This is a genomic window from Halomonas sp. Ps84H-12, assembly GCF_024124725.1.
Classification (GTDB): Bacteria; Pseudomonadota; Gammaproteobacteria; order Pseudomonadales; family Halomonadaceae; genus Vreelandella; species Vreelandella aquamarina.
This window is the reverse complement of record NZ_JAMXSJ010000023.1, coordinates 35,604-60,380: the sequence shown is the minus strand read 5'-3', so window position 1 is coordinate 60,380 and position 24,777 is coordinate 35,604. Positions and strand designations below refer to the sequence as shown.

Annotated in this window: 24 protein-coding genes; 3 read left to right on the top strand and 21 right to left on the bottom strand. The window is 56.8% G+C overall.

Annotated features, from left to right (window positions below):
• Positions 1-12 precede the first annotated feature (12 nt).
• The 11 genes from NH344_RS12125 to NH344_RS12075 form a co-directional block, all read right to left on the bottom strand.
• Entirely contained in the window at positions 13-996 is a 984-nt protein-coding gene (locus NH344_RS12125) for a DNA polymerase III subunit delta' (RefSeq protein ID WP_044629222.1), read from the bottom strand.
• Positions 987-1,640, bottom strand: coding sequence for a dTMP kinase (gene tmk / locus NH344_RS12120; protein ID WP_044629221.1), 654 nt, complete (start codon positions 1,638-1,640; stop codon positions 987-989). Before tmk ends, NH344_RS12125 begins: the two co-directional genes overlap by 10 nt.
• 52 nt (positions 1,641-1,692) lie before the next feature.
• Complete coding sequence (mltG, locus tag NH344_RS12115) at positions 1,693-2,697, bottom strand: endolytic transglycosylase MltG (protein WP_253027958.1); 1,005 nt, start codon at positions 2,695-2,697, stop codon at positions 1,693-1,695.
• Between the two features lie 18 nt (positions 2,698-2,715).
• The gene (gene pabC, locus NH344_RS12110) at positions 2,716-3,540 is read right to left on the bottom strand and encodes an aminodeoxychorismate lyase (RefSeq protein WP_062360069.1); all 825 of its coding nucleotides are present in this window, start codon (positions 3,538-3,540) and stop codon (positions 2,716-2,718) included.
• Positions 3,541-3,546: 6 nt separating this feature from the next.
• On the bottom strand, positions 3,547-4,785 hold the full coding sequence (gene fabF / locus NH344_RS12105) for a beta-ketoacyl-ACP synthase II (RefSeq protein WP_044629218.1): 1,239 nt from the start codon (positions 4,783-4,785) through the stop codon (positions 3,547-3,549).
• A gap of 194 nt (positions 4,786-4,979) precedes the next feature.
• Entirely contained in the window at positions 4,980-5,213 is a 234-nt protein-coding gene (gene acpP, locus NH344_RS12100; protein WP_008956801.1) for an acyl carrier protein, read from the bottom strand.
• A 124-nt stretch (positions 5,214-5,337) separates the two neighbouring features.
• On the bottom strand, positions 5,338-6,081 hold the full coding sequence (gene fabG / locus NH344_RS12095; protein WP_058577892.1) for a 3-oxoacyl-ACP reductase FabG: 744 nt from the start codon (positions 6,079-6,081) through the stop codon (positions 5,338-5,340).
• A 52-nt stretch (positions 6,082-6,133) separates the two neighbouring features.
• Positions 6,134-7,093 (bottom strand): ACP S-malonyltransferase, encoded by a 960-nt coding sequence (gene fabD, locus NH344_RS12090; RefSeq protein ID WP_044629216.1) that lies wholly within the window; start codon positions 7,091-7,093, stop codon positions 6,134-6,136.
• A gap of 156 nt (positions 7,094-7,249) precedes the next feature.
• A complete protein-coding gene (plsX, locus tag NH344_RS12085) occupies positions 7,250-8,263 on the bottom strand; it encodes a phosphate acyltransferase PlsX (RefSeq protein ID WP_172515675.1) in 1,014 nt (337 codons plus the stop codon).
• Positions 8,264-8,303: 40 nt separating this feature from the next.
• A complete protein-coding gene (gene rpmF, locus NH344_RS12080) occupies positions 8,304-8,474 on the bottom strand; it encodes a 50S ribosomal protein L32 (protein ID WP_009099300.1) in 171 nt (56 codons plus the stop codon).
• Between the two features lie 36 nt (positions 8,475-8,510).
• Entirely contained in the window at positions 8,511-9,059 is a 549-nt protein-coding gene (locus NH344_RS12075; RefSeq protein ID WP_044629215.1) for a YceD family protein, read from the bottom strand.
• A gap of 159 nt (positions 9,060-9,218) precedes the next feature.
• On the opposite strand from NH344_RS12075, the gene NH344_RS12070 reads away from it, so the two are divergent.
• On the top strand, positions 9,219-9,821 hold the full coding sequence (locus NH344_RS12070; protein ID WP_074210477.1) for a nucleoside triphosphate pyrophosphatase: 603 nt from the start codon (positions 9,219-9,221) through the stop codon (positions 9,819-9,821).
• A 2-nt stretch (positions 9,822-9,823) separates the two neighbouring features.
• On the opposite strand, the gene sppA is transcribed toward NH344_RS12070, so the two are convergent.
• The 3 genes from sppA to NH344_RS12055 are packed head-to-tail and all read right to left on the bottom strand — an operon-like array spanning position 9,824 to position 12,579.
• Positions 9,824-10,939 (bottom strand): signal peptide peptidase SppA, encoded by a 1,116-nt coding sequence (gene sppA / locus NH344_RS12065; protein WP_044629213.1) that lies wholly within the window; start codon positions 10,937-10,939, stop codon positions 9,824-9,826.
• 32 nt (positions 10,940-10,971) lie between these two features.
• On the bottom strand, positions 10,972-11,625 hold the full coding sequence (locus tag NH344_RS12060; protein ID WP_044629212.1) for an HAD-IA family hydrolase: 654 nt from the start codon (positions 11,623-11,625) through the stop codon (positions 10,972-10,974).
• Between the two features lie 12 nt (positions 11,626-11,637).
• A complete protein-coding gene (locus NH344_RS12055) occupies positions 11,638-12,579 on the bottom strand; it encodes an RluA family pseudouridine synthase (RefSeq protein ID WP_054645061.1) in 942 nt (313 codons plus the stop codon).
• 690 nt (positions 12,580-13,269) lie between these two features.
• Here NH344_RS12055 and rne point away from each other — a divergent pair.
• On the top strand, positions 13,270-16,521 hold the full coding sequence (gene rne, locus NH344_RS12050; RefSeq protein ID WP_172514583.1) for a ribonuclease E: 3,252 nt from the start codon (positions 13,270-13,272) through the stop codon (positions 16,519-16,521).
• 63 nt (positions 16,522-16,584) lie between these two features.
• On the opposite strand, the gene murB is transcribed toward rne, so the two are convergent.
• Genes murB through NH344_RS12015 form a run of 7 tightly spaced genes read right to left on the bottom strand, consistent with a single transcriptional unit; the run spans position 16,585 to position 24,127 of the window.
• Entirely contained in the window at positions 16,585-17,568 is a 984-nt protein-coding gene (gene murB / locus NH344_RS12045) for a UDP-N-acetylmuramate dehydrogenase (RefSeq protein WP_228219230.1), read from the bottom strand.
• 25 nt (positions 17,569-17,593) lie between these two features.
• On the bottom strand, positions 17,594-18,061 hold the full coding sequence (locus NH344_RS12040; RefSeq protein ID WP_044629209.1) for a low molecular weight protein-tyrosine-phosphatase: 468 nt from the start codon (positions 18,059-18,061) through the stop codon (positions 17,594-17,596).
• Complete coding sequence (gene kdsB, locus NH344_RS12035; protein ID WP_044629208.1) at positions 18,058-18,849, bottom strand: 3-deoxy-manno-octulosonate cytidylyltransferase; 792 nt, start codon at positions 18,847-18,849, stop codon at positions 18,058-18,060. The genes NH344_RS12040 and kdsB overlap by 4 nt, the downstream gene beginning before the upstream one ends.
• Entirely contained in the window at positions 18,849-19,058 is a 210-nt protein-coding gene (locus NH344_RS12030) for a Trm112 family protein (RefSeq protein ID WP_054641055.1), read from the bottom strand. The genes kdsB and NH344_RS12030 overlap by 1 nt, the downstream gene beginning before the upstream one ends.
• Positions 19,051-20,067, bottom strand: a complete 1,017-nt coding sequence (gene lpxK / locus NH344_RS12025) for a tetraacyldisaccharide 4'-kinase (protein ID WP_074210476.1) — start codon at positions 20,065-20,067, stop codon at positions 19,051-19,053. Before lpxK ends, NH344_RS12030 begins: the two co-directional genes overlap by 8 nt.
• Entirely contained in the window at positions 20,064-21,800 is a 1,737-nt protein-coding gene (msbA, locus tag NH344_RS12020) for a lipid A export permease/ATP-binding protein MsbA (RefSeq protein ID WP_172514584.1), read from the bottom strand. Before msbA ends, lpxK begins: the two co-directional genes overlap by 4 nt.
• A 56-nt stretch (positions 21,801-21,856) precedes the next feature.
• Positions 21,857-24,127, bottom strand: coding sequence for a DNA internalization-related competence protein ComEC/Rec2 (locus NH344_RS12015; RefSeq protein WP_062373433.1), 2,271 nt, complete (start codon positions 24,125-24,127; stop codon positions 21,857-21,859).
• A 97-nt stretch (positions 24,128-24,224) separates the two neighbouring features.
• Here NH344_RS12015 and NH344_RS12010 point away from each other — a divergent pair, with 97 nt between their 5' ends.
• Positions 24,225-24,776, top strand: coding sequence for a DUF2062 domain-containing protein (locus NH344_RS12010; protein ID WP_058577888.1), 552 nt, complete (start codon positions 24,225-24,227; stop codon positions 24,774-24,776).
• The last annotated feature ends 1 nt before the right edge of the window (position 24,777 follow it).

Here is a 24,777-nt window from a genome sequence, read left to right as displayed (position 1 = left end):
TGCATTAGATTGTCAGGAGCGCAGCAGCGCAGACCAGCGCACCAGCCAAGCTTCAAGCACCAGCTGTGGATTCGGGTTTGCTCCAACGGCCAGCAAGCGGCGCTGCTCTCTGGCGTAATCTAATAGCCGGAACCAGTCCTGTACGCGGCCATTTTTCACCGCCTGGCGATAAAGCGGCGTTAAATCAGGATTGTGTAGCACGCTCTGCTCGCCCGATAGTCCCAGACGAATCAAGTCTTCAAGCCAAGCAATACCGTACCATAAGATCGCATCAATCGCTTGGCGATCCAGCCTCGCCGCCTCTGAAACAGGCTCTGCCCCGCGCACTAACTGTTCGAAACAGTCGTGAATCTGGTGGCGCAGCGCCCGTTCATCGGGAGCGGCCAGCTCAACCGCTAACAGGGGAAGGCCGCCTGATACTTGCCACCAGAAGTGAGCTTCATCACCACCCAGCTGCTGGGTCAGCCACCCTTTACAGTCATCAAAGGGCACGCTTGCTAGGGGCCACTGCTGGCAGCGCGAACGAATCGTTGGCAGCGTGCGGGAGGGCACATCTGAAAGTAGGATAAATAACGTTTTATCGCCGGGTTCTTCCAGGCTTTTTAACAGCGCGTTGGCGGCGGCAATATTCATGGCTTCAGCAGGTGAGATCACAATCACTCGGTAGCCACCCTGCTGCGCCGTTTGCGAGACAAACCGATTCACTTCGCGAACGGGGTCAATGCGGATTTGGCGCTTGCCCTCTTCTGGAGACACCCGCAGTAGATCAGGGTGATAGCCAGAGGCCAACATGGCGCAGCTGTGACACTGCCCGCAAGCCTGCTCGCCGGGCTGGGCACATAGCGTTCTAGCGATCAACGCTTCTGCCAACTGCTGCTTGCCAACCCCGTGGGCACCGCTAATCAGCAAGGCATGGGGCATGCGCCCGCTGTTGGCAAGGCGCACCAGCTGCTGCCAAGTGGCCTGATGCCAGGGCAATACGCCAGTTATTGCCATTGGGCAACCCGTTCTTCCAATACGTGGCTTAGCGCCGCTTGAACCACCTCTAGCGGCTGAGCTGCATCAATCACCGCAAAGCGCTCAGGCGAAGCGGCCGCGCGATCCAAATAAGCTTGGCGTACCGCCATAAAGAAATCCGTCTGCTCTTGCTCAAACCGGTCACGCTGGGTATTTAGCTCGCGTAGGCGGCCCTCTAACCGCTCTTTGGCAGCTTCGGGCGACATATCCAGCAGCAGAGTGAGATCAGGGGCAAGGCCTTGCTGTACAAATTGCTCTAACTGCGCAATGCGTGCGGGGTTGATCCCGCGCCCGCCGCCTTGATAGGCAAAGGTGGCATCGGTAAAACGGTCACATACTACCCAGGCACCTCGTGCCAACGCTGGCAGGATTTTTTCCGCTAGATGCTGTGCACGGGCCGCAAAGACCAGTAACAGCTCGGCATCAACGCTCAGCGGCTCTTGGGGGGCAGGGTCAAGCAACAGCTCACGAATTGCTTCTGCGCGGGGGGTACCACCCGGTTCACGGGTTCGTACCACTTCCATTCCCTGGGCCGTTAGCCATGCTTCGACAAACGCCATATTGGTAGACTTACCGACTCCCTCACCGCCTTCTAGGGTGATGAAGCGTCCGCGTTTGCTCATTGCTGCCCCTTACTCAATAGATACGCCATCGACATGTTCAGTGTTTAGCTATTTAACGGTTTCGAATATAGCGATTCACGGCATTGTTATGCTCGCGTAATGTGCGCGAGAAGTGATGCGTGCCGTCACCTCGGGACACAAAATAGAGCGTTTCGCCGGGTAGCGGCTTCACCGCCGCCTCCAATGAGGCTCGCCCTGGCATGGCAATCGGCGTCGGCGGCATGCCGTCAATCACATAAGTATTGTAAGAGGTGGCTTCACGTAGGTCTGCCCGTGTGATGCGGCCATCATAGCGCTCGCCCATGCCGTATATTACCGTGGGGTCTGTTTGCAGACGCATGCCACGCTCCATCCGGCGCTTAAATACTCCAGCAATCTCTCTGCGCTCTTCAGGCGCCCCGGTTTCCCGCTCAATCAGCGATGCCATAATTAGCGCTTCATAGGGCGTTTCAATGGTTAAATCGTCATCCCGTTCCGCCCACACTTGCTCCAAAATGCGCTCCATCCGATTTAACGCTTGGCTCAAAATATCGACATCGCTCATGCCCAGATGATAGCGGTAGGTATCGGGGAAGAACCAACCTTCAGGAAAGGTGCCCTCACGGTCCAGCAGCGTCATGACTTCTTCGTCACTCATGTCTGCCGTACGGTGTTCAAGCTTCGGCGCACTATTTAGCAGCGCACGCATTTGGCGAAAGGTCCATCCTTCAGGCACGGTCAGCGAATAAGTCACCACGTTATTACTGCCCAACAGGGCCATCACCTCTCGCCCACTCATCCCCGGTGTGAGGCGGTACTCGCCAACCCGTAGACTTGGCATCTGCTCTGGGTCTATCCGCGCCAGTAGCTTAAATGCCCAGGCATCCTCAAGCACTCCTTGCGCCTCTAAATCGCGAATGACTTGATTAAAACCAGCTCCGGCAGGCACTTGATATAGGGTGGGTTCCTCTACCGCAATTGGCGCCGCTAGACGCTGCTGCCAATAAGCATAACCGCCGAGCGCAGCGGCAACGGCCAGCACAACCAATATTCCAAAGACGGTAAGTAACCGTTTCACGTTGACACCTCAATCTATTTATTTGGATTCTGATGCGGGAAACATACTGGGATAGCCCAGCAGGCGGTGAGCCTCACCCTGCAGTGGGTCTGGCCCTGCTAACACAGGCCAAGTCGCGATCAGGCCGCCCTGCGTATCAAGCAATTCACACACAGGCCACACGCCCTGTACCGAATTACCTACCCAAAGGCGCTCAACCTGTGGTAGTTCCGAGACTGTCAGCCCCTCTTCCTCAATAACGCCGTTAGCCAATAGCGCAGCGCGCAGAGTACCTGCCACGCCGCAGCGGTTTACCCGGGGGGTCAAAAGACGCCCTTCCGTTGACCAGAAGAGGTTCATACTGGTTGCTTCCACCATTTCGCCTGATTGGTCCGCTAACAGGCCTTCGGCAATATGGCTCTCTTGCCACTCCTGGCGAGCTAGCACATTCTCCAAACGGTTAAGGTGTTTGATGCCCGCAAGCAGCGGTTGATGCCCTAAACGAAGATGGCACAAACGTACGCAGACACCGTGTTGCCACCGCTGCCCGTTGGTAACAAAAGGCGTTCGCCGAAAGATCAGCCTGGGCTCAGGAGGATCAGGCAGCGCGTAGCCTCGGCCACCGCTTCCGCGTGTCAATATTAATTTAAGTACTTCCAGCGCTGCCGCAGGGGGCGACTGCCACACCTGCGCCAGCTGTTGAGAGGTAGGCAACGGGATATTCAAGCGCCGACAGCCCTGTTCCAAGCGCGCGAGGTGATAATCCCAAAGTACGGGTACCCCATCGCGCAGCAGCACTGTTTCAAATACACCGTCGCCATACGCTAGCCCGCGGTCATCAAATGGCACCTGGGGCATGGGCATAAAGAGTTATACCTTTTTGAACAGCAGGGAGCCGTTAGTGCCACCAAACCCGAACGAGTTGGAGAGCGCGATATCAATACGCATATCCCGCGCGGTATGGGGTACGTAGTCGAGGTTGCAGCCCTCCTGGGGGTTATCCAGGTTGATGGTGGGCGGGGCGACCTGGTCACGGATTGCTAGAATGCTGAATACCGCCTCTACCGCACCGGCGGCACCCAATAGGTGGCCAATCATCGACTTGGTTGAGCTAACGGCCACCTGCTGGGCCGCACTGCCCAACACTTTTTCAATAGCGCGACTTTCAGCCAAATCGCCGGCAGCAGTTGATGTGCCATGGGCGTTGATATACTGCACGTCTGCCGGATCAATAGCGGCATCTTTAATCGCATTGCGCATGGAGAGTGCGGCACCGCGACCATCCTCGGGCGGAGCGGTCATATGGTAGGCGTCATCACTCATACCAAAGCCAGCCAGCTCCGCGTAGATAGTGGCGCCACGGGCTTTCGCATGCTCGTACTCTTCTAGCACCAGCACCCCTGCACCATCAGACAGCACAAAGCCATCGCGGTCGGCATCCCAAGGACGGCTCGCTGCTTGCGGGTCATCGTTGCGCGTTGAGAGCGCGCGCGCGGCAGAGAAGCCACCCAAACCTAATGGTGTGGTGGCCATTTCTGCGCCGCCACAAATCATGACATCCGCATCGCCGTAGGCGATGGTGCGCGCGCTGTAGCCAATATTATGGGTACCGGTGGTGCAAGCCGTGGTAATCGCAATATTCGGCCCTTTAAAGCCGTGCTGGATCGCCATGTTGCCGGAAATCATATTGATAATAGAACCAGGCACAAAAAACGGTGATACCCGACGTGCACCGCCTTTATTGAGCGCATTATGGTTATGCTCAATCATTGGCAGCCCACCAATTCCAGAGCCAATCGCCACGCCGATGCGCTCAGCATTCTCCTCTGTGCACTCTATCCCTGAATCCTGTACCGCCTGAGCACCGGCAGCCATACCATACTGAATGAACAGATCCATTTTGCGAGCGTCTTTGGGGTTCAGATAAGGGCTGATATCAAAATTCTTTACCGAACCGCCAAACCGCGTATTGAAGCCACTGGTATCAAAGTGCTCAATAGGCGCTATGCCGCTTTTACCGGCGACAATGTTCGCCCACGACTCATTGACACTATTGCCCACTGGGGTCACCAGGCCTAACCCAGTTACCACTACCCTTCTTCGCGCCATCAGTTTCCTCCAGGCATCCATGGTGACACGACCCATCTGGGTCATTTGCTGCAGAAATTTGGTGACTAGTATAACGGAGATTGAACGTTATATTCATTGTGAGCGTAAAGCAAAAAAGCCGCCCCATATCAGGACGGCTTTTTTAAGACGGATGGGTGAGCACCCCACCCTGGTTCACAGCGTCGACCGCGCCCTTACTGGTGGGCGTTTACGTAGTCGATGGCTTCTTGAACCGTGGTGATTTTTTCAGCTTCTTCGTCAGGAATTTCAGTATCGAACTCCTCTTCCAAAGCCATCACCAGTTCAACGGTGTCCAGAGAGTCGGCACCCAAGTCTTCAGTGAAAGAAGAGCTATTCTGGATGTCTTCTTCTTTAACGTTCAGGCGCTCTGCCACAACTTTCTTAACGCGCTCTTCAATAGTACTCATCAACGTACTCCAGTCGTTCACATTAGCTGTTAGAGATAACCAGCTATTTGGAAACCGCAAGCCAAAAGCTGCGGGGTAGTTTATAGACGCCCTTAAGTTGACGCAACCGCCAAGCCTAAGGCCATCAACGCATATTCATACCGCCGTTCACGTGCAGCGTTTCACCAGTGATATAGCCTGCGGCATCGCTGGTTAAAAAGCCAACCGCTGCGGCGATCTCTTCCGGCCCACCTAAGCGTGCCAGCGGAATCTGCTTTAGCAGCATTTCATGCTGGGCTTCAGGCAGCGCTTCGGTCATGTCGGTGGCGATAAAACCAGGCGCAACGGCGTTTACGGTAATGGCACGGGAAGCAACCTCTCGCGCCAACGCCCGGCTAAAGCCTTCCATACCTGCCTTAGCAGCAGCGTAGTTAGTTTGGCCCAGGTTGCCCATGGTTGCCACTACAGAGCTGATCGATACAATCCGCCCGAAACGCGCCTTGGTCATGCCACGAAGACACGCTTTGCTGACGCGATATACAGATTTGAGGTTGGTATCCATGACGGAATCCCACTCCTCCTCTTTCATCCGCATCAGGAGGTTATCACGAGTGATACCCGCATTGTTAACCAAAATAGTCGGGGCGCCAAAACGCTCGCCAATGGTTTTCAGGACCTCATCAATGCTCGCTTGGTCCGTCACGTTCAGGCACATACCAGCGCCTTCAACCCCGTTAGCTTTCAGGTCGGCATCGATTTTTTCTGCGCCAGATTTGCTGGTCGCTGTGCCGATGACAATACGCCCTTGGCGGCCCAGTTCATGGGCGATAGCGCGACCAATGCCGCGGCTCGCACCGGTCACCAAGGCAACTCGTTTTTCTTGCGTCATAACACGTTTCCTTCCACTGAACTAAGCAAGGGTAGCTGAAAATAGCCGTTTATCACGCACTACCTGCTAATGTTTCTCGCGCAAGCTCAAGCGCTGCATCCAAGCTATCGGGGTCATTCACCGCTAGCCCCTTGGCACCGCGCACAATACGTTTATTAAGACCTGTCAGCACTTTGCCTGGGCCACACTCAATGAAGACATTAGCACCTTGCTCAGACATTGCTTCAACGCAGGAGGACCAACGTACTGGCTGGTAGAGCTGCTCAATTAAACGAGTGCGCAGCGTATCAACATCTGCATGTGCCTGGGCATCGACGTTCTGAATAACAGTATAGCGAGGGGCACGTAGCTCAATCGCCTGCATCGCTTCGGCAAGACGCTCAGCAGCAGGTCGCATCAGCGCGCAGTGAGAAGGAACAGACACAGGGAGGGCAAGTGCGCGCTTAGCGCCCGCTTCTTGGCAAGCAGCAATGGCACGCTCAACGGCTGCTTTGCTACCAGCAATGACGACCTGACCCGGGGAGTTATAGTTAACTGCAGAAACGACATCGCCCTGGGCAGCGCTTGTGCAAGCGGCTTCCACCGCGCTGTCATCAAGCCCAAGAATGGCGGCCATTCCGCCTTCACCAGCAGGTACAGCTTCTTGCATTGCCTCTCCGCGCAGGCGCACCAGTTGGACACCCTCTGCAAAGCCCATCACGCCCGCACAGACCATAGCGCTATACTCACCCAGGCTATGGCCCGCCATCACGCTGGGGCGAGGGCCTTCCAGCTCCTGCCAGACGCGCCAGATGGCAACGCTTGATGTCAGCAGCGCAGGCTGCGTGCAAGCCGTGGAATTCAACGCTTCTTCCGGCCCTTCTTGGACTACTTTCCATAAATCGTAGCCCAGCGCGTCAGACGCTTCCTCAAATGTCGTTCCCACCACACTGTAACGCTCGGCTAGCTCTCGCAGCATTCCAAGCTGCTGAGAGCCTTGCCCGGGAAAAATGAGGGCAAGGGGTTGAGACATGTCGTTCACCTTTGCTCTTGTAGGCATTTGCTCAGTTGAGCGATAGGCGTGGCTATCGGCCCCGTTATAAAACGGCTGTTGGCACATCCTACTGCCGCCGATAACCCGCAAAAGTCGTGCAACGCATTGCTGTAACCCACTCATCTGCCCACTGAGCTAAGCCCAGTGTTTGGCAAGCTGAGTAGGCAAGTCATGTTCTACTTCCTGCAGCGCTCGCTGAATAGCATAGTAGAACCCATCTGCACGGGCGCCACCATGGCTTTTCACCACAATACGTTTTAACCCAAGTAGGCTTGCGCCATTATAACGAACGGGGTCAAGCTCCTGCTTTAGCCGCTTCAGCACAGGTTTGGCCAGTAAACTTGCTAAGCGCCCGCATAGGCGTGACTCAAACGCCATCTGCACACGCTCCACCAGCATACGGGTCAAACCTTCGCTCGCCTTGAGCACCACGTTACCAACAAAGCCATCGCAGACCATGACATCAATATCGCCCTGGAAGATGTCACCACCTTCGGCATACCCCTGATAAGCAAAACTTAATGTGGTAGCGCGCTCACGCAGCAGCCGGTCAGCCTCTCGCACCGTCGCACTGCCCTTGGTCGCTTCCGCGCCAACATTCAATAGCGCGACTCGAGGGCAATTAATACCATCCATACATTGCGCCATTGCCGCACCCATCATGGCAAAATCCACTAGCCGTGATGCGGGCGAGTCCACATTTGCGCCTAAATCCAGCAAATAACAGCGACGACCACCCCGTGCAGGAATCGCCGTACTGATAGCAGGTCTGGAAAAGCCTGGCAGCATACCAAGCTCACGCCTTGCAAGCGCGACTAGTGCACCGGTGTTTCCTGCACTAACACCCGCTGCAGCATAACCTTGTGCCACATAACGCAACATATGCACCATGCTGGTCTTATCCCCAGAGCGTAACGCCCAGGCAGCAGAAGCATCTTGTGACACAGTATCAGGCGCATCGCAGACGACTAAACGTGACGCTGCCGCAGCCAAGGGCTGCGGCAAGCGCGAAAGCTCAGCGACAACACGCTGACGCGGGCCAAACAGAGCGAGCTCTAGGTCAGGACGTTCAATCACTGCCCTTGCAGAGCCCTCTATGATGACACGAGGGCCTTGGTCACCCCCCATGACATCAATCGCTAGGCGCAATGCACCCACTCTGTTTCGCCACTCGTTAGAGAGTTAAGGATTAAACCTCAACTACCTTACGACCACGGTAGAAACCATCCGGAGAAACGTGGTGACGCAGGTGAGTGGTACCGGTTTCTTTGTCCTGGGACAGAGTCGGTGCGCTCAACGCATCGTGGCTACGACGCATGCCGCGCTTGGAACGAGTTTTACGGTTCTGTTGAACTGCCATGGGTGTTTACTCCAAGGTATATAGGGTAAGTGATGCTTACTTTTTGCCTTTCAAAGCGCCACTGCTTTTCAAAGCATTGAGCACCGCGAAAGGATTCTTGGCTGAAGCGGATTCATCCGCCGCGCCTTCGGTCTTGCTGACCAGCTGCTCCGCCGAGACATGGCATTCGGTCTCATCGTGATAGACCACCTGCGGCAGGCTGAGGATTAATTCATCCTCAACTACCGTCAGCAAGTCCAGCTGTTCATTTTCCACCAGCACCGGCTCATGACTGGCAGGCAGCTCGGCCGCCAAGGCTTCGTCGGTAATCATTCCAAGCAGGAAGTCACTGGAAACGTCTTGGCTAAGCGGCACCATACAGCGGCGACAAGGCAGCGCCAGGGTCGCTTGCAAATGGCCACGAATTTCGCGACGGCCTTGGGCATCTACACCAAACCCAAGCACGACGTGACAGTCGCCGGTTTGGTCACCCGCTTCTTCAGCGAGGCGGGGCAGCTTATTCAGCGCCACTAAGCCTTCAAGTCGTTCGCGGCGGGCTGCAAGCTTATAAGGCTCAACCCGGCTGGGGAGTTGTGAGGTCAACATAGGCGCGCAATGATAGGCACTCGCCCTCCTGGTGTCAAAGCTCATGGCATAATTCTTATCGGTTTATCGATGAAAACAGCGTCAATAGGCATGCCGCTGGGCTTTCGCTACACTCATTGCCAGTACATATTGCGCCATTCAGGCCACAAGGAGACGATAGTGCCGCAAACGCAAAACGCCCCTCTTGTGCTCGCCTCCAGCTCGCGCTTCCGCCAAGCGCTGCTGGACAGGCTACACCTGCCCTACCAATGCTACTCGCCCGATATTGACGAAACGCCACTTCCAGACGAGTCACCAAAGGCACTCGTTCACCGCCTAGCATTGAGCAAGGCTAATGCCGTCGCGGAACGTTTCCCCAATCACTGCATTATTGGTTCTGATCAGATTGCTCTGTTTGAAGGGGATATTCTCGGCAAACCCCATACTACGGAGCGGGCCTGCGCTCACTTAGCCCGCTTCTCAGGCCAACGAGTCACTTTTTTAACTGGCCTGGCCTTATTAGACACGCGCCACCAGCGCCATCAGGTCCATATCGAACCGTTTGACGTGGTGTTCCGCACGCTGAGCGAGCGGGAGATTGAGCGCTACGTAGCAATAGAGCAGCCACTGGATAGCGCCGGCAGTTTTCGCATGGAAGGCTTAGGCATTGCTCTGTTTGAGCGCTTAGAGGGGCGTGACCCCAATGCGCTGATCGGTCTGCCGCTGATTGCCTTGTGCGACATGCTTCGCCAAGCAGGCATGAACCCGCTTGGCGATGCCTAATGCTACTGCGCCTGAAACTTTATAGGCGCATGACTACTGTGCAAGCCAAGCACTTCCGCTGCGGCCTGGGTAAAACGCCGCGTTAGGCGCTCAAAGGGATCCAGGCGGGGCGTATAGTTCTCCCATGATGCCTCACCCACCTGAGCACGCGCCACCTGTTCAAGGCTTGCCAACTCATCGACCAGCCCCAAGCCAAGCGCCTGCTCACCGCTCCAGATCAGCCCGGAAAAGATCTCCGGGCTATCACTCAAACGATCACCACGCCCAGCCTGTACATCATTGATGAACTGCTCATGAGTTTGAGCGAGCACGCTCTGCCAGAAACGAGCCACCTCCTCATCCAAGGGCTGGAACGGATCTAAAAACGCCTTGTTCTCGCCTGCAGTCATCACCCGCCGCTCGACGCCCAGCTCATCAATAGCTTCTTGAAAGCCAAAACCGGCATAGATCACCCCAATAGAGCCCACCAAGCTGGCGGGAGATGCCACTATCTCATCCGCCGCGGCGGCAATATAGTACGCCCCGCTGGCACCGATATCCTCGATCACGGCAATAATCGGCTTATCTCCCTGCTCACGCAGCCGCATAACCTCCGAGTAAATACGCTGCGACTGCACTGGGCTTCCACCAGGGCTATCAATATGCAGCACCACTGCCGACGCGCTTTGACTCTCCCAAGCCCGGTTTAACCCTTGAATAATACGCTCAGCATTAGCGGGCGAATCGTTGGCGATCACGCCATGCACTTCCACCAATGCAAGATGTTGCTGCGCAGGCACCGCGGCTGACGGCTCGGCTAAAAACACGCGATATAACGTAACCGTGAGTGATACCAGCACTAGCGCCAGCAGCATCAGCCGAAAAAACAGCTTCCAACGGCGTGTTCTACGCTGCTCGGTCAAGACGCCACCAATCCAGCGATCCATCATTTCAAGCTGCGCTAGGCGCTGACGCTCTCTGAGTATTTCCGCATCGTCATCCTGCCCACCTGGCAACGGTGACTCTTGTGCCTTGGTGGAGACATCCGGCCCCTGGGTCCAGCGATCATGAACACCACGCTGATCTTCACCTTGAGAAGCCTCTTCACTGTCACCACCGCGCTGCTGCTCATCACTCATCGTCAGCTCCTACTCTTCGTTTAAGGACGCCCTTATGCATGACGCAGCCAGTCAAATAGCGACGGCACGTCTTCAGCGACCCACACCGGCTGGCTAGCGGCTAGCCGAGCGGGAGTATGCACTCCGTAAGTTACGCCCACCCGATCCATACCGATAGCACGCGCCATTTCAAGATCATACTCAGTATCGCCCACCATTACCGCTCGCTCTGCTGGAACCTGAAGCTCAGCCAAAATCTCTAGCAGCATTTGCGGGTGGGGCTTAGAGCGCGTTTCGTCAGCAGTCCGGCTAGTGTGGAACAGCCCCCCGCTACCTGTTTCATTAAAAACCCGATCAAGCCCACGACGGCTTTTACCCGTCGCCACCGCAAGCCGCTGCTGGGGCCGCTCTCTCAGCTTTGCCAACTGCGCTTCAACCCCATCAAAAAAGGGCATAGGCGTAGTGTCACCATGAACAAAGTGATGGGAATAGCGCTGGCGCAAGCGCTCCGCCTGCTCTGGCTCAATGCCTGGGCAGAGTTTGGCAATCGCCTCAGGAAGACCCAGCCCAATAATGTCTTCAATGGCGCTGACTTCAAGCTCACCCCATTCAGCGTCTGCCGCTGCTGCTTGCATACAGGAAACAATCTTCGGCACAGAATCCATGAGTGTGCCGTCCCAATCGAAAATAATTAGCTCATAGCGCATAACAGTTCTCTTTTATTGACGTGCGCGCTTGAGCGTCTCTTCAAGCGCCTCCGGAAGCGGCGCTTTTACCGTCACCGGCCTGCCATTGCCAGGCTCGGGGAATGTTAACGAGCGTGCATGGAGGAAAAGTCGCCCCAACCCCAGCTGCTTGGTTAACAAGCCGCTCTCACGAGTAGCGTACTTATCATCCCCCAGCAGCGCATGGCCAGCATGGGCTGCGTGCACACGAATCTGGTGTGTGCGCCCCGTAACGGGCTCAGCCTCAATTAACGTGACCTTTTCAAAGGTTTCCACTACAGAGAAGTGGGTGCGCGACACTTTACCGTTGGGATCTACCCGCACGCGCCGTTCGCCGTTACCTGCATCAAAACGGTCCAACCGAGCACTTTCATAAGTTTTACGGGCCGGCCAGCGCCCGGCCACCAGCGCCAAGTAGCGCTTATCCATGCCGTGCTTTTTCAACGCCTCATTAAGGGTTACCAGCGCATCGCGAGACTTGGCGAGCAGCAAACAACCTGAGGTATCACGATCCAGGCGGTGCACTAACTCCAGGAACGTTAGGTCGTCCCGCACTTGGCGCAACGCCTCGATGAGACCAATCTTAACGCCACTGCCACCATGGACTGCTAAGCCTGACGGCTTATTCAGCACCATCCAGTCGGGCCCTTCCATAATGACGCTGCCGACAAGCAGGTCGCGCAGATTATCGCTCACCTCTTTCACCGCCTCTTTAGGCGCTAGGCGCAGTGGCGGAACACGTACTAAATCGCCCGCTTGCAGGCGATAATCCACTTTTACCCGTTTCTTATTGACCCGAACCTCACCCTTACGCACGATGCGGTAGATCAATGCACGAGGTGCACCTTTTAGCCGGGTCATTAAAAAATTATCGATTCGCTGACCCGCTTGTTCCGGGGCAATATCCACCCACTGTACTTCACGCCCTTCGGACATTGCCGCGCACTCCTGGTGACATTCTTTAACGTCAGGCTAAAAACGGCATTCTAACGTAGACCCACCGGCATTGCGTCAATTGCTGGTGGTTGTCTTTACTGTTATATTCCAAAGCGCTCATCGGCCAACGTGGCCGGGCCGAACGTGGCCCGCTTATATAATCCTTGTATGGCGAATGATTGCCCACGTTTTGCCTTCGCACCTGCCCGACAAACACGCAGGTCAGAGCGAAAAAGCATGGATCAGTGTACGCACTACCTGCTTATCACGTATTGAAATGTAGTAACTCTGCCGTTAAGTAAATGGGTAACGACAGAGAGCGTCAGGTCATGCCAGCAACGGCAGGCCCGTCACTAAATAAACGTTACGCTTCAGAGTGGCAGCCCCTTTTCGTCACAAGGCACTGCCAATTCTGGGGCGCAAAGATCAACGCTGTGCCGATACCGGCGTTGGTGAATCGATGAATGCCAGGTGTGGGCGGTGTCAGCAGAGCCGGATGGACGTGACAGCCACCGAAACATGTTCTGCCGCCGCCACGTACTCAACGCCCTTTCGGCCGGGTCGGCAGAACTGCCTTCCCGGCTTAATGCGTCAGCATAACCATGCGCCGAGCACAAGCACGCAGCACCCAGCGATTCGCCGACGCTAGCCTTTAAAAGCGCTTCGGCACGCCATGCTACGTGAGACAACATGAAACGGATGCTAATTAACGCGACCCAGCCGGAAGAGCTGCGGGTCGCACTGGTAGATGGACAGCGCCTGTATGATTTAGATATTGAATCTGGCGCTCGGGAACAGAAAAAAGCCAATATTTATCGGGGTAAAATCACCCGTGTAGAACCCTCGCTCGAAGCTGCTTTTGTTGACTTTGGCGCTGAGCGCCACGGCTTCCTTCCGCTGAAAGAAATCTCCCGCGAATATTTTGTCAAAGATGTCTCTGGCCGTCCGAGCATTAAAGAAGTGCTCAAAGAAGGCCAAGAAGTCATTGTTCAGGTCGATAAAGAGGAGCGCGGCAACAAAGGGGCAGCGCTGACCACCTTTATTAGCTTGGCAGGTCGCTTCCTCGTCTTGATGCCCAACAATCCTCGTGCGGGCGGTATTTCGCGCCGTATTGAAGGGGATGATCGCAGCCAGTTAAAAGACGCCATGGGCCAACTTACTGTGCCCGACAAAATGGGCCTCATTGTTCGCACCGCAGGCATTGGCCGTAGCCCAGAAGAGCTTCAGTGGGACTTGGATTATCTCGTTCAGGTATGGGAGTCCATCACCACAGAAGCCGGTAAGCGTTCTGCACCGTTCTTAATCTACCGTGAATCCAACGTCATCATTCGCGCCATGCGCGACTACCTTCGTCAGGATATCGGCGAGGTGCTGATCGACAGCCCCGAGATTCACGCCGAGGCGCTGGCATTTATCCGCCAGGTGATGCCCTCTTACCAGCAGAAAATTAAGCTGTACGCAGATGAGGTCCCCCTCTTCTCTCGCTTCCAGATTGAGTCGCAAATTGAAACCGCTTACCAGCGGGAAGTAAAACTGCCCTCTGGTGGCTCGATTGTAATCGACCACACTGAAGCTCTGGTGTCCATCGACATCAACTCCGCGCGTGCTACGCGGGGCAGTGATATCGAAGAAACAGCGCTGCAAACCAATTCCGAAGCGGCCGACGAAATTGCCCGTCAGCTTCGCTTGCGAGATATTGGCGGCTTGGTCGTGATCGACTTCATCGACATGGGCCCTGCGCGCAACCAGCGTGAAGTCGAAAACCGCATGCGCGATGCTCTGAAGCTAGATCGTGCTCGGGTACAAATTGGGCGCATTTCACGCTTTGGCTTAATGGAAATGTCGCGCCAGCGCCTACGCCCCTCCCTGGGCGAAACAAGCGGCGTAGTGTGCCCACGCTGTAACGGCCAAGGCACCATCCGCGACGTGCGTTCACTATCGCTCTCGATCATGCGCCTGATTGAAGAAGAGGCAATGAAAGAGCGCAGCGCGCAGATTCGCGCCATCTTGCCGGTACCGGTGGCCACTTACCTGCTAAATGAAAAGCGCAGCGTACTGGCAGATATCGAGTCTCGCCAAGGCGTTCGCGTGGTGCTGCTACCCAGCCCAGAAATGGATACTCCGCACTACGATGTTCAGCGCCTGCGGGATGACCATTTGGACGAAGACGAGAGCCATACGCTCTCCAGCTTCGAGCTGTCTACCGACACCGATGTTGGCAAAGAACCTGACCCTAGCTTTGCACCGCCTGCACAGCGGGCCGAAGCGGCCGTTAAGAGCGTAGTACACAACGCCCCAGCACCGGCATCGCTGCAAACAGAAGAAACGCCTGCTAAAGCGGCTGCAGCCACCCCTGCACCCGCCGCTACTGCTGAACAGCCCAGCGTGCTTGGCCGCTTTATCCGCGGCTTTGCTAAACTGCTGGGCGGCGATGACGGCAGCCAGCAGCCAGCTCAGGAAGCCCAGGCACCAAGTAAGCAGACTGAACAGCCGAAGAGTAGCCGCCCGCAACGCAGTGAACGCCGCTCCAAACCTGTTCAGGAGCGCAGCGACACCAGGGCCAAAAACGAGCAGCGCAGCAGCACGCCATCCGGTAATGCCACTCCTCGCAATGACGATGCAAGCGATAAGCGCAGCGGCCCCAGCCGCACCCGCAACCGTCGTCGTCATCCGCAGCAGGACGATGCCAAGGCCCAAGAGAACGCGAAAAACACGCATCAGAAAGAGCCCGTAAACAAGGACGCTCCTAAAGAGGAGGCAGCCAAGCCTGCCGTCCAGCCGGATAACCGTCGTGACAAGCCACGTGATGCCAAGCCCAAAAGCGATGAACGTACGCCTACGGCCCAGGCTGACGACAGCAAGCAAGACGACGGCAAGCCGAAGCGTACGCGTAACAACCCGCGTCATCGTTCGCGCAAGCAGGCGCTAAACCCTCAAGCGGAAGCAGAACAGCTGAAGCTGCAGGCAGAAGCGGAGCAGGCACCTCAGCCCCAAGAAGCCCCGGCAGCCACAGCGACATCTGAAGCCGCTAGCGCGCCTGACAACAACACGGAAGCATCGCCAACACCGGCTGACAAGCCAGCAACTGAGCAAGTAAGCAGCGAAAAAGACGATAGCGCTGAGCAGGCTCAAGCGGCAGCGGATGACAGCACAACTGCTGAGCGCCCGGCCAACAGCGCCGCCAAAGCGCGCAAGTCGACGCGCCAGCGCCGTCAGGCTCAGCCTGAGTCAGTGCAGCACGAAGCCACCAGCACACCAGCGGCTGACAGCAGCGATGCAGCAGCCTTGAGCGCGCCAAACGCTGACGAGACCAAGGCCGCCGATGCTCAAACTGACGACCTCAAAGCGGAACAGCCGCCGGTGGCTCAAGAAACAGCAGCCCAAGACGCCACAGAAGCGCCGCAAACCGCTGCCGAGCACGTCGCAGAGCGCGAGCCAAAAGCGAATGACGCAGCTGCAGAAGCAAGTACGGCAGAAGCTGCTGCTGAAAGCACAGTGCCCACGGAAGAGCCTCAGACTCAGACAGTAGCGAATGAGACTGCTGAGACTGCTGAGCAGGACAGCGTTAAAGACACTCTGGTTGCCAACGCCGAAGCAGCGGCTTCTACGGATGAAGAAGCTTCAGCACCAACAGTCAGTGAAGAGCCCTCAACGGCGAAAGCGCCTTCACCGGCGGCGGATCAAGAGCCTTCAACAGAAGCGAGCGAGCAGCCAGCTGCTGAAGCTCACGACGAGACGGCTACCAAGATGGAAGCGGCCCCTGCTCCAGAAGAGCAAGAGAACGTGTCAGCGCAACCCGCCGACAATGCGCCAGCGGCAAATCCCGTTAGCGAGGCCCCGACAGCTGATGAGGAGGCGCCAAAACCGCGTCGTCGCCGTCGTGCCCATAACGACCCGCGCGAACTACGCAAGCAGCAGGCACAGCAAAACTCGCAAGAGTAAGTGCTCGCAACAAACAACCCCGCTTCGGCGGGGTTTTTTATGGGTGGTAAAGATAAGCAGACGTTAGATCACCCGCGGTTCTAGCTCTAGCAATACACCAAACCGATCAAACACGGTCTGAGCAATAGTGTCTGCAAAACTCAGCAGTCCTGGGCGATCTCCTCCCCCAAAGTGCACCAGCACTAACGCTTGGCGCTCATGGACGCCAAATGCTCCCAGGCGCTGCCCCTTTAAGCCGCACTGGTCAATCAGCCAGCCTGCTGCCAGCTTAGTTTGGTTATTGGGCTGAGGAAAATACGGCATGTCTGGATACTCCTTCAACAGCCGATGCGTATGCTCATTGCTCACTAGCGGATTCTTGAAGAAACTGCCCGCATTCGCTAGCACAGCTGGGTCAGGCAATTTTTCCTGGCGAATCGCACAGACCGCTTGAGCCACGGACAAAGGGGTCGGTGACTCCGACACGCGAGCCGCCAAATCGCCATAACCCAGCACGGGCCTCGGCGTGGCGGACAGCCGCAGCGCAAGTTGGGTGATCACTACCTTACCCGCTAGTGCTCGCTTGAAAATACTGTCGCGATAGCCAAACTGGCACGCATCAGCGTTCAACCAGTACATCTCGCCAGTGGCCAACTCGGCAACCTGGACTGCTTTCAACACATCGCTGAGCTCGACACCATAAGCACCAATATTTTGTACCGGTGCAGCGCCGCAATCGCCAGGGATCAACGCTAAATTTTCAACCCCCCACAAGCCATGCGTCGCCAATGCCATTACCAAGGCATGCCAGCTCACACCGGCACCCACATAGGCGGTGACGTCATCACCACTGCGCTCCAGCCACCAATGGCGAAGTGCCGGGCGAAGCGCCATACCGTGAAGCGTTGGTGGCAGCAGCACATTACTGCCACCGCCTAGCAGGGTAATTGGCCACTGATGAATACGCGCGCTATACAAGGCAGCCTGCAGGCTAGAGAGCGTTGTCGGTGCAATGTAGCGCGCCGCTTGGCAAGGTAGGCGAAGCGTATTGGCTGTAGTGAGGTCCACCCAGACGGATGCCCCATCCAAGCTATCAGCGCCCACAGGTCAGCTCTGCAATCAGTCCGGTACTGGCTTGCTCAATCATATCCAATACCTGCTCAAAGCCCGCTTCTCCGCCGTAATAAGGATCAGGAACATCGGTATTCGCGAGTCCTGCATACTCCAACAACAGCCCTACCTTAGCCTGGCTGTCGGCCGGTTTTAGCGCCTGCATCGCCGCCAGGTTATCGCTGTCCATGCCCAGCACGTAGTCGAATTCCAGGAAGTCACTCGCTTTTAACTGACGGGCGCGCAGATGGCTAATATCGATACCACGGCGCAGCGCGGCTGCCTGGGCACGGGGGTCGGGCGCTTTGCCAACATGCCAACTGCCAACACCGCAGGAGTCGATTTCCACGCGTTTGCTTAACCCTGCACGGTCGAGCGCCTGCTGAAAAACGCCCTCCGCGGTTGGTGAACGGCAAATATTGCCCAGGCAAACAAAGAGAACACGCGTCATGAAATGCCTCCTTCACGCTCGGCAGACAACAGCGACCTTACCCGCGCCAAATCCTCTTCCGTATCGACTCCGGCGGGGTTTATCGCGCTCGCCAGCGCCACTTGAATAGCGTAGCCATGCTGTAGTGCCCGAAGCTGCTCCAACTGCTCCAACTGCTCCAGGCTGGAGGGCGCTAGATCCCGATAGGCGGCTAAGAAACTCGCTCGGTAGGCGTAGATCCCAATATGGCGCAGCCAAGCATCGGTTTCTAGTAGGCTTGGCTGTGCTTTAAAGTGCTCGCGATCCCAGGGAATCGGCGCTCGCGAGAAGTAGAGCGCCCGCCCCTGTAGCGACCGCACGACTTTCACCACGTTAGGATTAAACAGCGTATCAACATCCGCAATCGGCTCGGCTAGGGTGGCAATCGCCGCCTCGGGGTCATCCGCCAGGCGCAGTGCGACCTGATCAATAAGTGCCGGAGGAATCAGCGGCTCATCCCCCTGCACATTCACGACCAGCGTGTCATCACTTAGGCCTAGATGGTCGGAGACCTCGGCGAGCCGGTCAGTGCCCGAGGGGTGGTCATCGCGAGTCATCACTACGTCAGCTCCATAGGGCAGCATGGCATCGCGAATCCGCGTATCGTCTGTCGCCACCACTACGCGGTTGGCCTGGCTTTGACAGGCTCGCCGCCACACATGGGCCACCATGGGCTCACCGGCGATCTCTAATAGCGGTTTGCCCGGCAAGCGAGAGGAGCCAAAACGAGCGGGGACAACGGCAATAAATTGCGGCGTAACATCAGACATCACGCCTCTCCGGTGCGGCCAGGCGAGGTAGGTAACTTTTCATCAGCACCCATTTGCCGTGCCTCTTCAGGCAGCATGACAGGAATGCCATCCTGTATGGGATAGGCTAAACCGTCGTAGTGGCAGCAAAGCTCTTGGGCGTCACGATCATACTTCAGTTTGCCGTTGCAGAGCGGGCAAACCAGCATTGCCAATAGTTCCTTATCCATCGGTGCATCCCCTTTGTGTCAGTACGGACAGCCTGTTTGCCAGCCAGTCCTCAAATGCTTGTGGAAGCTGCGCCTCCACCTCTAATACCCAGCTATCAGACGGTGCAAACGCCTGACACTTTACGGCGTCTTTCGCCGTCATAATGATTGGTCGTGGCGGCATAAATTGAAACGTGTGTTCATCAAATGGCTGGTGGTCTGCCAGGGGATGCATCTCCCCTTCCACGCCTAACTCCCGTAGCGTATTGAAAAAACGCTGAGGGTTGCCAATACCTGCCAGCCCATGCACCGGCAGCGCAAATGGCAGCGGCTGCAACGGATAGTGCTGCCCAGTAGGCAGCTGGCGCCAGCGCTGAGGTACCAGCTGCATAGCCACACTAGATATTTCCAGCGGGCGTTGTAGCGCTCCGTTGACAATCACAGCGTCCACACTTGCAAGTCGCCCGGGCGCCTCTCTTAAAGGCCCAGCGGGCAGGCAGCGCTGATTGCCTAGCCCACGAGCACCATCGATAACCACCAGTTCAATATCGCGCCCTAAGGCCAAGTGCTGCAAGCCGTCATCGCTAATCAGTACATCGCAGCCCTGTTGCACCAACCTTTCAGCACCCCGCGCTCGCTGCGGGTCCGCCACCACCGGTACTCCGGTTTGCTGTGCCAGCATCAGTGGTTCATCACCGCTATGCGCTGGGTCTGTAGAAGGCGTTACTAACAGAGGATAGTGCGGCGCTTTACCGCCATAGCCGCGGGTGACGATACCGGGTGAAAATCCCTGCTGTACCAGCCAACGGCTAAGCCAGGCCACAAGCGGTGACTTACCCGTACCGCCTAACGTAATATTGCCCACCACGATCACCGGCACCGGTGCTTGCCAAACTGGTTTATTTCCCTCGCGGTAACACTGTGCTCGCCGCCCCATAAGATAACGGTATAAATTACCCAACGGATAGAGCGGTACTAGCCAGTTACTGCCGCCATAGGCAGCCTTTATCCAGCGCTGAGCAAGACTCATTCACTCTCCTGAAACTGAAGCTGGTGCAGCGCGGCGTAGGCCCCACCTTTTTCAAGCAGCGCCTGATGGGTACCCTGCTCAATAATCCGCCCTTGATCCATCACTAGAATGCGGTCGGCACGCTCAATGGTGGAGAGTCGGTGAGCTATGACCAGGGTGGTGCGCCCTTCACACACGTGCTCCAACGCTTTTTGGATATAGCGCTCTGACTCGGTATCCAGTGCGGAGGTCGCTTCATCCAGAATCAGAATGGGCGCATCTTTAAAAATGGCCCGGGCGATGGCGAGCCGCTGGCGCTGCCCACCCGAGAGCATCACCCCATTCTCGCCGACGACCGTGGCGTAACTTTCTGGCAGCTTTTCAATAAACTCGCTGGCGTAGGCTGCCTCGGCAGCCGCCTTAATGGCGGCCGGGTCTGGGTCAGCCACGCCGTAAGCAATATTGTCAGCAATGGAGGCGTTAAACAGGGTGACCTGCTGGGACACCAGGGCAATATTCTGGCGCAGCGGCCCTAAGGCGTACTCATCGGCATTCACGCCATCAATCAAAATCTGCCCTTCACTGGGGCGATAGAAACGCGGCAGCAGGCTGACGAGCGTTGATTTACCGCTGCCCGAGCGGCCCACAATAGCCACCAGCTCGCCGGGAGCAACGTTAAGATTCACGTTGTGCAGTACGCTGGGCTGGTCGTCACCATAGCGGAAGCTGACGTTCTCAATCACCACATTGCCCGTTAGCTTGCTGGGAATGAGAGAGCCTTCATCCTGTTCAGGGGTGAGGTCTAACAGGCCAAACAGCTCAGAGGCCGCTGCGATGCCCTTCTGAATCTCGCTGTTAATCTCGGTGAGCTGGCGCACCGGCTTAATCATCAGGGCAGCGGCGGTGATAAAGGCGACAAACTCCCCCGGCGTCATGTTTTCCATCAGCGAGGGCGCCATGGCCAGCCACACTAGCAGCGCCATAGAGATCGCCACCAGCATGAGCACGACAGGCGAACTAACCGCTCGGGTCATGGCCTCTTTCATACTCTGGCGACGGTTCTCTTCACTCACGCGCTCAAAACGCTGTTTCTCGTACGCTTCTGCGCCGTGGGTACGTACCACGCGATAGCCCGAAAGCGCCTCAGAAGCCACATGAGTCACATCGCCCATGGAGTGTTGAATACGCTTGGAGATACGCCGAAAGCGCTTGCTCACATAGCTCACCACACCGGCAATAATCGGAGTAACACCCAAAAACAGCAGCGTTAGCATCCAGTTGGTCCAGAATAGATAGCCTACCAGCCCCACGACAAACAACCCCTCACGCAGGATGATTGTCACCGCATTGGTCGCTGCACCGGCTACCTGCTCAACGTGGTAAGTGACCCTTGATACCAAGTGGCCGCTGGAGTGGTGATCGAAAAAACGACCTGGCAGGTGAAGCAAGTGGGCAAACACATCGCAGCGCAGCGTATGAATCACATAGCGCCCCACGTAGGCCATAAAGTAGGTGCTCAGAAAAGTGCCCAGCCCGCGAGAGGCAAACATGAGTACTACAAACAGCGGCAGGAAAAACCGAAAATCGGCGTCTGGGTTTTGAATCCCATCAATCAGCCGCTTCATCATTTCCGCCAGCGCGGTACTTGAAGCTGCGTAAATCACAAAACCCACCACCGCCAGCGCAAACGCACGCCAGTGTGGCTTAACGTAACCCAATAACCGTTTATATAATATCCAACCTGAGTCAGTCACACGCGCTCCCGGCAGTAGTGTGCAGTGTGGGCGATTCTACCTGATGGTGGCGCGCTTCAACACCGCTTATGGCCACCTGCCAAGGCCCGCAGTGGCTGAAAGGTGACTGGCTGCTGCGGTATCAGCGTAAATTTAAGCGCGCCGTCCTGGGCGGTGTTCCATAGGCAGCTATGCTGCTGCCGAAAGCGCCGCACAACGTCGTCGGCAGGGTGGCGGAACGCATTGTCTCGCCCAGCGCTGAAAACCACGTGATGTGGCTGCGTCTCGCGCACAAACTGAACACCCGAGCTGGTGCCGCTGCCGTGGTGGCCCGCCACCAATACACTCACGTTGCCATTCAGCTGCGGTAGAAGCTGTCGCTCCACTTGGTTCCCTACGTCACCGGTGATCAGCAGGCTATGTTCACCCGCATACACTGCTAACACACAAGAGCGATCATTAGAGGATAGAGTGTTCTCACCGCTCGGTGGCCAGAGTATTCGATACGTAATACCGTCACGCTGCCAGCGTTGCCCCTGCTCGCAGCGCTGGCTTGGGATAGATAGCGACTCCCCTGCTGGCGCCCACCACTGCGCTACTTGGTGATCCGCTAGTAGCGCATCTACGCCTCCGGCGTGGTCAGTATCCGCGTGACTGACCATTACTTGGTCAAAATCTTGACCTGGGGGCCATAGGCTTTGCAGGGGCATAAAGCCACTGCGAAAACGTGGCCCCGTATCATAGAGCAGCCGAAAATTGGCACTGCGCAGCTCTATTAACTGCCCTTGGCCCACATCGTAAACCGTCACGTGAAGCTGCCCCGGCGGAATCGCCTGCTCTCTCGGCCACCAGGGAATTGTCACCAAGAGTACCGCCGCACCCACGCGTAACCAACGCGGCACGGCGGGCAAGCCCCAGCACAGCGACAGCAGCACCAAGCTCCCCGCCAATGGATAGGCCAAATGCGCGGGAGGCTGCCAGAGCGGTGCGGCTTCCACAGCGACAACCAACAGCTGATGAAATACCGCTAAGGCTTGCTCAAACACCCACCAGGGCACTAGACCAACAAACGGAAGGGGTGACAGCAGCCAGCCGAGTAGCGCGGTAGGCACCATGACCGAGCTGACCCATGGCACCGCCACTAAGTTGATCAAAGGGGCCGTAGGGGCTACACGCCCAAAGGCAAACAACACCGCTGCGGCCATTAAAGGGGCCAATAACAGTTGAGAACGCAGCAGTGCCCAGCACCAGCCTTTTACACCGCGCGGCCTGGACCGACCCTGCCAGATAATAATCAGCCACCCTACCGCCATAAACGAGAGCCACAACCCAGGCCGCCAAAGTGCTAGCGGGTCAACTATCAGCACCAGTGCCAGTGCAAGCCACCAAGCTTGCCAGGGCCCCGGTGCATGGCGGCCACTTAGAACCCACAACCCCAGCAACGTCATAATCATCGCGCGCATTGCCGGTGGCGCCAACCCGGCCAACACGGCGTAGCCAACGGCGGCCGCGCCAGCAAGCCACCAGGGCCAAGTGCGCAGCCGCCAGTTGGTAGGCGAAACGACACGCGCAGCATAACGCCCTAGCAGCAGCACGAATGACGCCACCAGCCCCACATGCAGGCCCGAGATCACCACGAGGTGCGTGGTACCCGTAGCGTTTAACAGCGCCCAGTCATCTTGGTTAAGCTTTTCGCTATCGCCAAGCGTCAATGCGGCCAGCCAGCGTTGGGTACGTGCCTCTAAAGGCAGCTGTGCTAGAAAGTCGGATGCCAATTGGCGCAGCCGAGGAGAAGCGTGCGTAAGCCGCTGCGGCGCAGGATCGGGGCGAATATATCCAGTAGCGTGGATGCCTTCACGCCATAACCACTGCTCATAATCAAAAGTATTGGGGTTGATAAAGCCATAGGGCGGCCGTAAGCGCAGCGTCATTTGCCAGCGCTCGCCAACCACATACTCATGCTCATGGTCGTAAGCGCTCACCCGAACGCTGTTTAATTGATCACAACGGGGAAGATGGGCAGGGGCTGTGCAGCGCTCGATACTCAATCGCAACCGCTGAACCCCTGACTGCTGCTGTACAGCGGTCACTTTGGCATGCACCGCTATATCCTGCCCGCTCAGCCCAACGGGCAGCCGACGCACCCACTCCTGCTGAATACTAAAGGCAACGGACCCGCCTAAGAGCAACCATACTAGGGCCCGTGGCCGCCATACGCCAACGCTTAGCCCCGCCATCATGAGGACCAGTGGCAGCAGCCATGTACCGCCCTGCCCACCGGCCCACCAAGCCAACAGGCTACCGCCAAGCGCTGCTAATGCCGCGGGCATTGCAATGCCCTGCCCCATCCGCCCCTCCCTGGTGCTCAACCATTACTGCGCACGCCGTAGCCGAAGCCCTACGCTATATGGATAATAGAAACGATCTAAAGTAAGAGTACCTGACATGCCGCGCCGTTTCCTGCAGCGCTACATGCCAAAACCCGATACGCTAAGGCGCCAGCGTTCGTTGCGCTTTATGGCACCGCTGATTGCGGATCCGGGCTTATGGCTACTAACTCGACGCAGCGTTGCGAACGCGTTTAGCGTCGGGCTGTTTTGCGCGATGCTACCCATCCCCTTTCAGATGGTGGTGGCGGCTCTGGGTGCGCGGCTAAGTCGTTGCAATTTGGCACTTTCGGTAGGGCTTGTGTGGGTCACCAACCCACTTACCATGCCGCTGATTTTTTATGTGAATTATCGAATAGGCACTTTTTTGCTTGGGGCGCCCGCGCGGGAGGCCCCTTCCCGCATCTCAACCCGCTGGATAGCTGAGCAGATGCACGACATCTTGCCACCGCTGCTACTGGGCTCTCTGATTACTGCGATTGTGCTTGCGGTCGTCGCTAACATTGGCATTCGCCTTATCTGGCGCTGGCACGTCTCCCATAACTGGAAGCGCCGCCGCCTTAAAAGACGGCGGCGCAGGGCTCGCATCGAATCAGAGTTTGACGACTAAA

What these genes read in the sequence shown, in the direction of transcription:
- NH344_RS12125 (WP_044629222.1), bottom strand. Translation starts at nt 996, where the DNA reads ATGGCAATAACTGGCGTATTGCCCTGGCATCAGGCCACTTGGCAGCAG.
- tmk (WP_044629221.1), bottom strand. Translation starts at nt 1,640, where the DNA reads ATGAGCAAACGCGGACGCTTCATCACCCTAGAAGGCGGTGAGGGAGTC.
- pabC (WP_062360069.1), bottom strand. Translation starts at nt 3,540, where the DNA reads ATGCCCATGCCCCAGGTGCCATTTGATGACCGCGGGCTAGCGTATGGC.
- fabF (WP_044629218.1), bottom strand. Translation starts at nt 4,785, where the DNA reads ATGGCGCGAAGAAGGGTAGTGGTAACTGGGTTAGGCCTGGTGACCCCA.
- acpP (WP_008956801.1), bottom strand. Translation starts at nt 5,213, where the DNA reads ATGAGTACTATTGAAGAGCGCGTTAAGAAAGTTGTGGCAGAGCGCCTG.
- fabG (WP_058577892.1), bottom strand. Translation starts at nt 6,081, where the DNA reads ATGACGCAAGAAAAACGAGTTGCCTTGGTGACCGGTGCGAGCCGCGGC.
- fabD (WP_044629216.1), bottom strand. Translation starts at nt 7,093, where the DNA reads ATGTCTCAACCCCTTGCCCTCATTTTTCCCGGGCAAGGCTCTCAGCAG.
- rpmF (WP_009099300.1), bottom strand. Translation starts at nt 8,474, where the DNA reads ATGGCAGTTCAACAGAACCGTAAAACTCGTTCCAAGCGCGGCATGCGT.
- NH344_RS12075 (WP_044629215.1), bottom strand. Translation starts at nt 9,059, where the DNA reads ATGTTGACCTCACAACTCCCCAGCCGGGTTGAGCCTTATAAGCTTGCA.
- sppA (WP_044629213.1), bottom strand. Translation starts at nt 10,939, where the DNA reads ATGAGTGATGAGCAGCAGCGCGGTGGTGACAGTGAAGAGGCTTCTCAA.
- NH344_RS12060 (WP_044629212.1), bottom strand. Translation starts at nt 11,625, where the DNA reads ATGCGCTATGAGCTAATTATTTTCGATTGGGACGGCACACTCATGGAT.
- NH344_RS12055 (WP_054645061.1), bottom strand. Translation starts at nt 12,579, where the DNA reads ATGTCCGAAGGGCGTGAAGTACAGTGGGTGGATATTGCCCCGGAACAA.
- rne (WP_172514583.1), top strand. Translation starts at nt 13,270, where the DNA reads ATGAAACGGATGCTAATTAACGCGACCCAGCCGGAAGAGCTGCGGGTC.
- NH344_RS12040 (WP_044629209.1), bottom strand. Translation starts at nt 18,061, where the DNA reads ATGACGCGTGTTCTCTTTGTTTGCCTGGGCAATATTTGCCGTTCACCA.
- kdsB (WP_044629208.1), bottom strand. Translation starts at nt 18,849, where the DNA reads ATGTCTGATGTTACGCCGCAATTTATTGCCGTTGTCCCCGCTCGTTTT.
- NH344_RS12030 (WP_054641055.1), bottom strand. Translation starts at nt 19,058, where the DNA reads ATGGATAAGGAACTATTGGCAATGCTGGTTTGCCCGCTCTGCAACGGC.
- lpxK (WP_074210476.1), bottom strand. Translation starts at nt 20,067, where the DNA reads ATGAGTCTTGCTCAGCGCTGGATAAAGGCTGCCTATGGCGGCAGTAAC.
- NH344_RS12015 (WP_062373433.1), bottom strand. Translation starts at nt 24,127, where the DNA reads ATGGGGCAGGGCATTGCAATGCCCGCGGCATTAGCAGCGCTTGGCGGT.
- NH344_RS12010 (WP_058577888.1), top strand. Translation starts at nt 24,225, where the DNA reads ATGCCGCGCCGTTTCCTGCAGCGCTACATGCCAAAACCCGATACGCTA.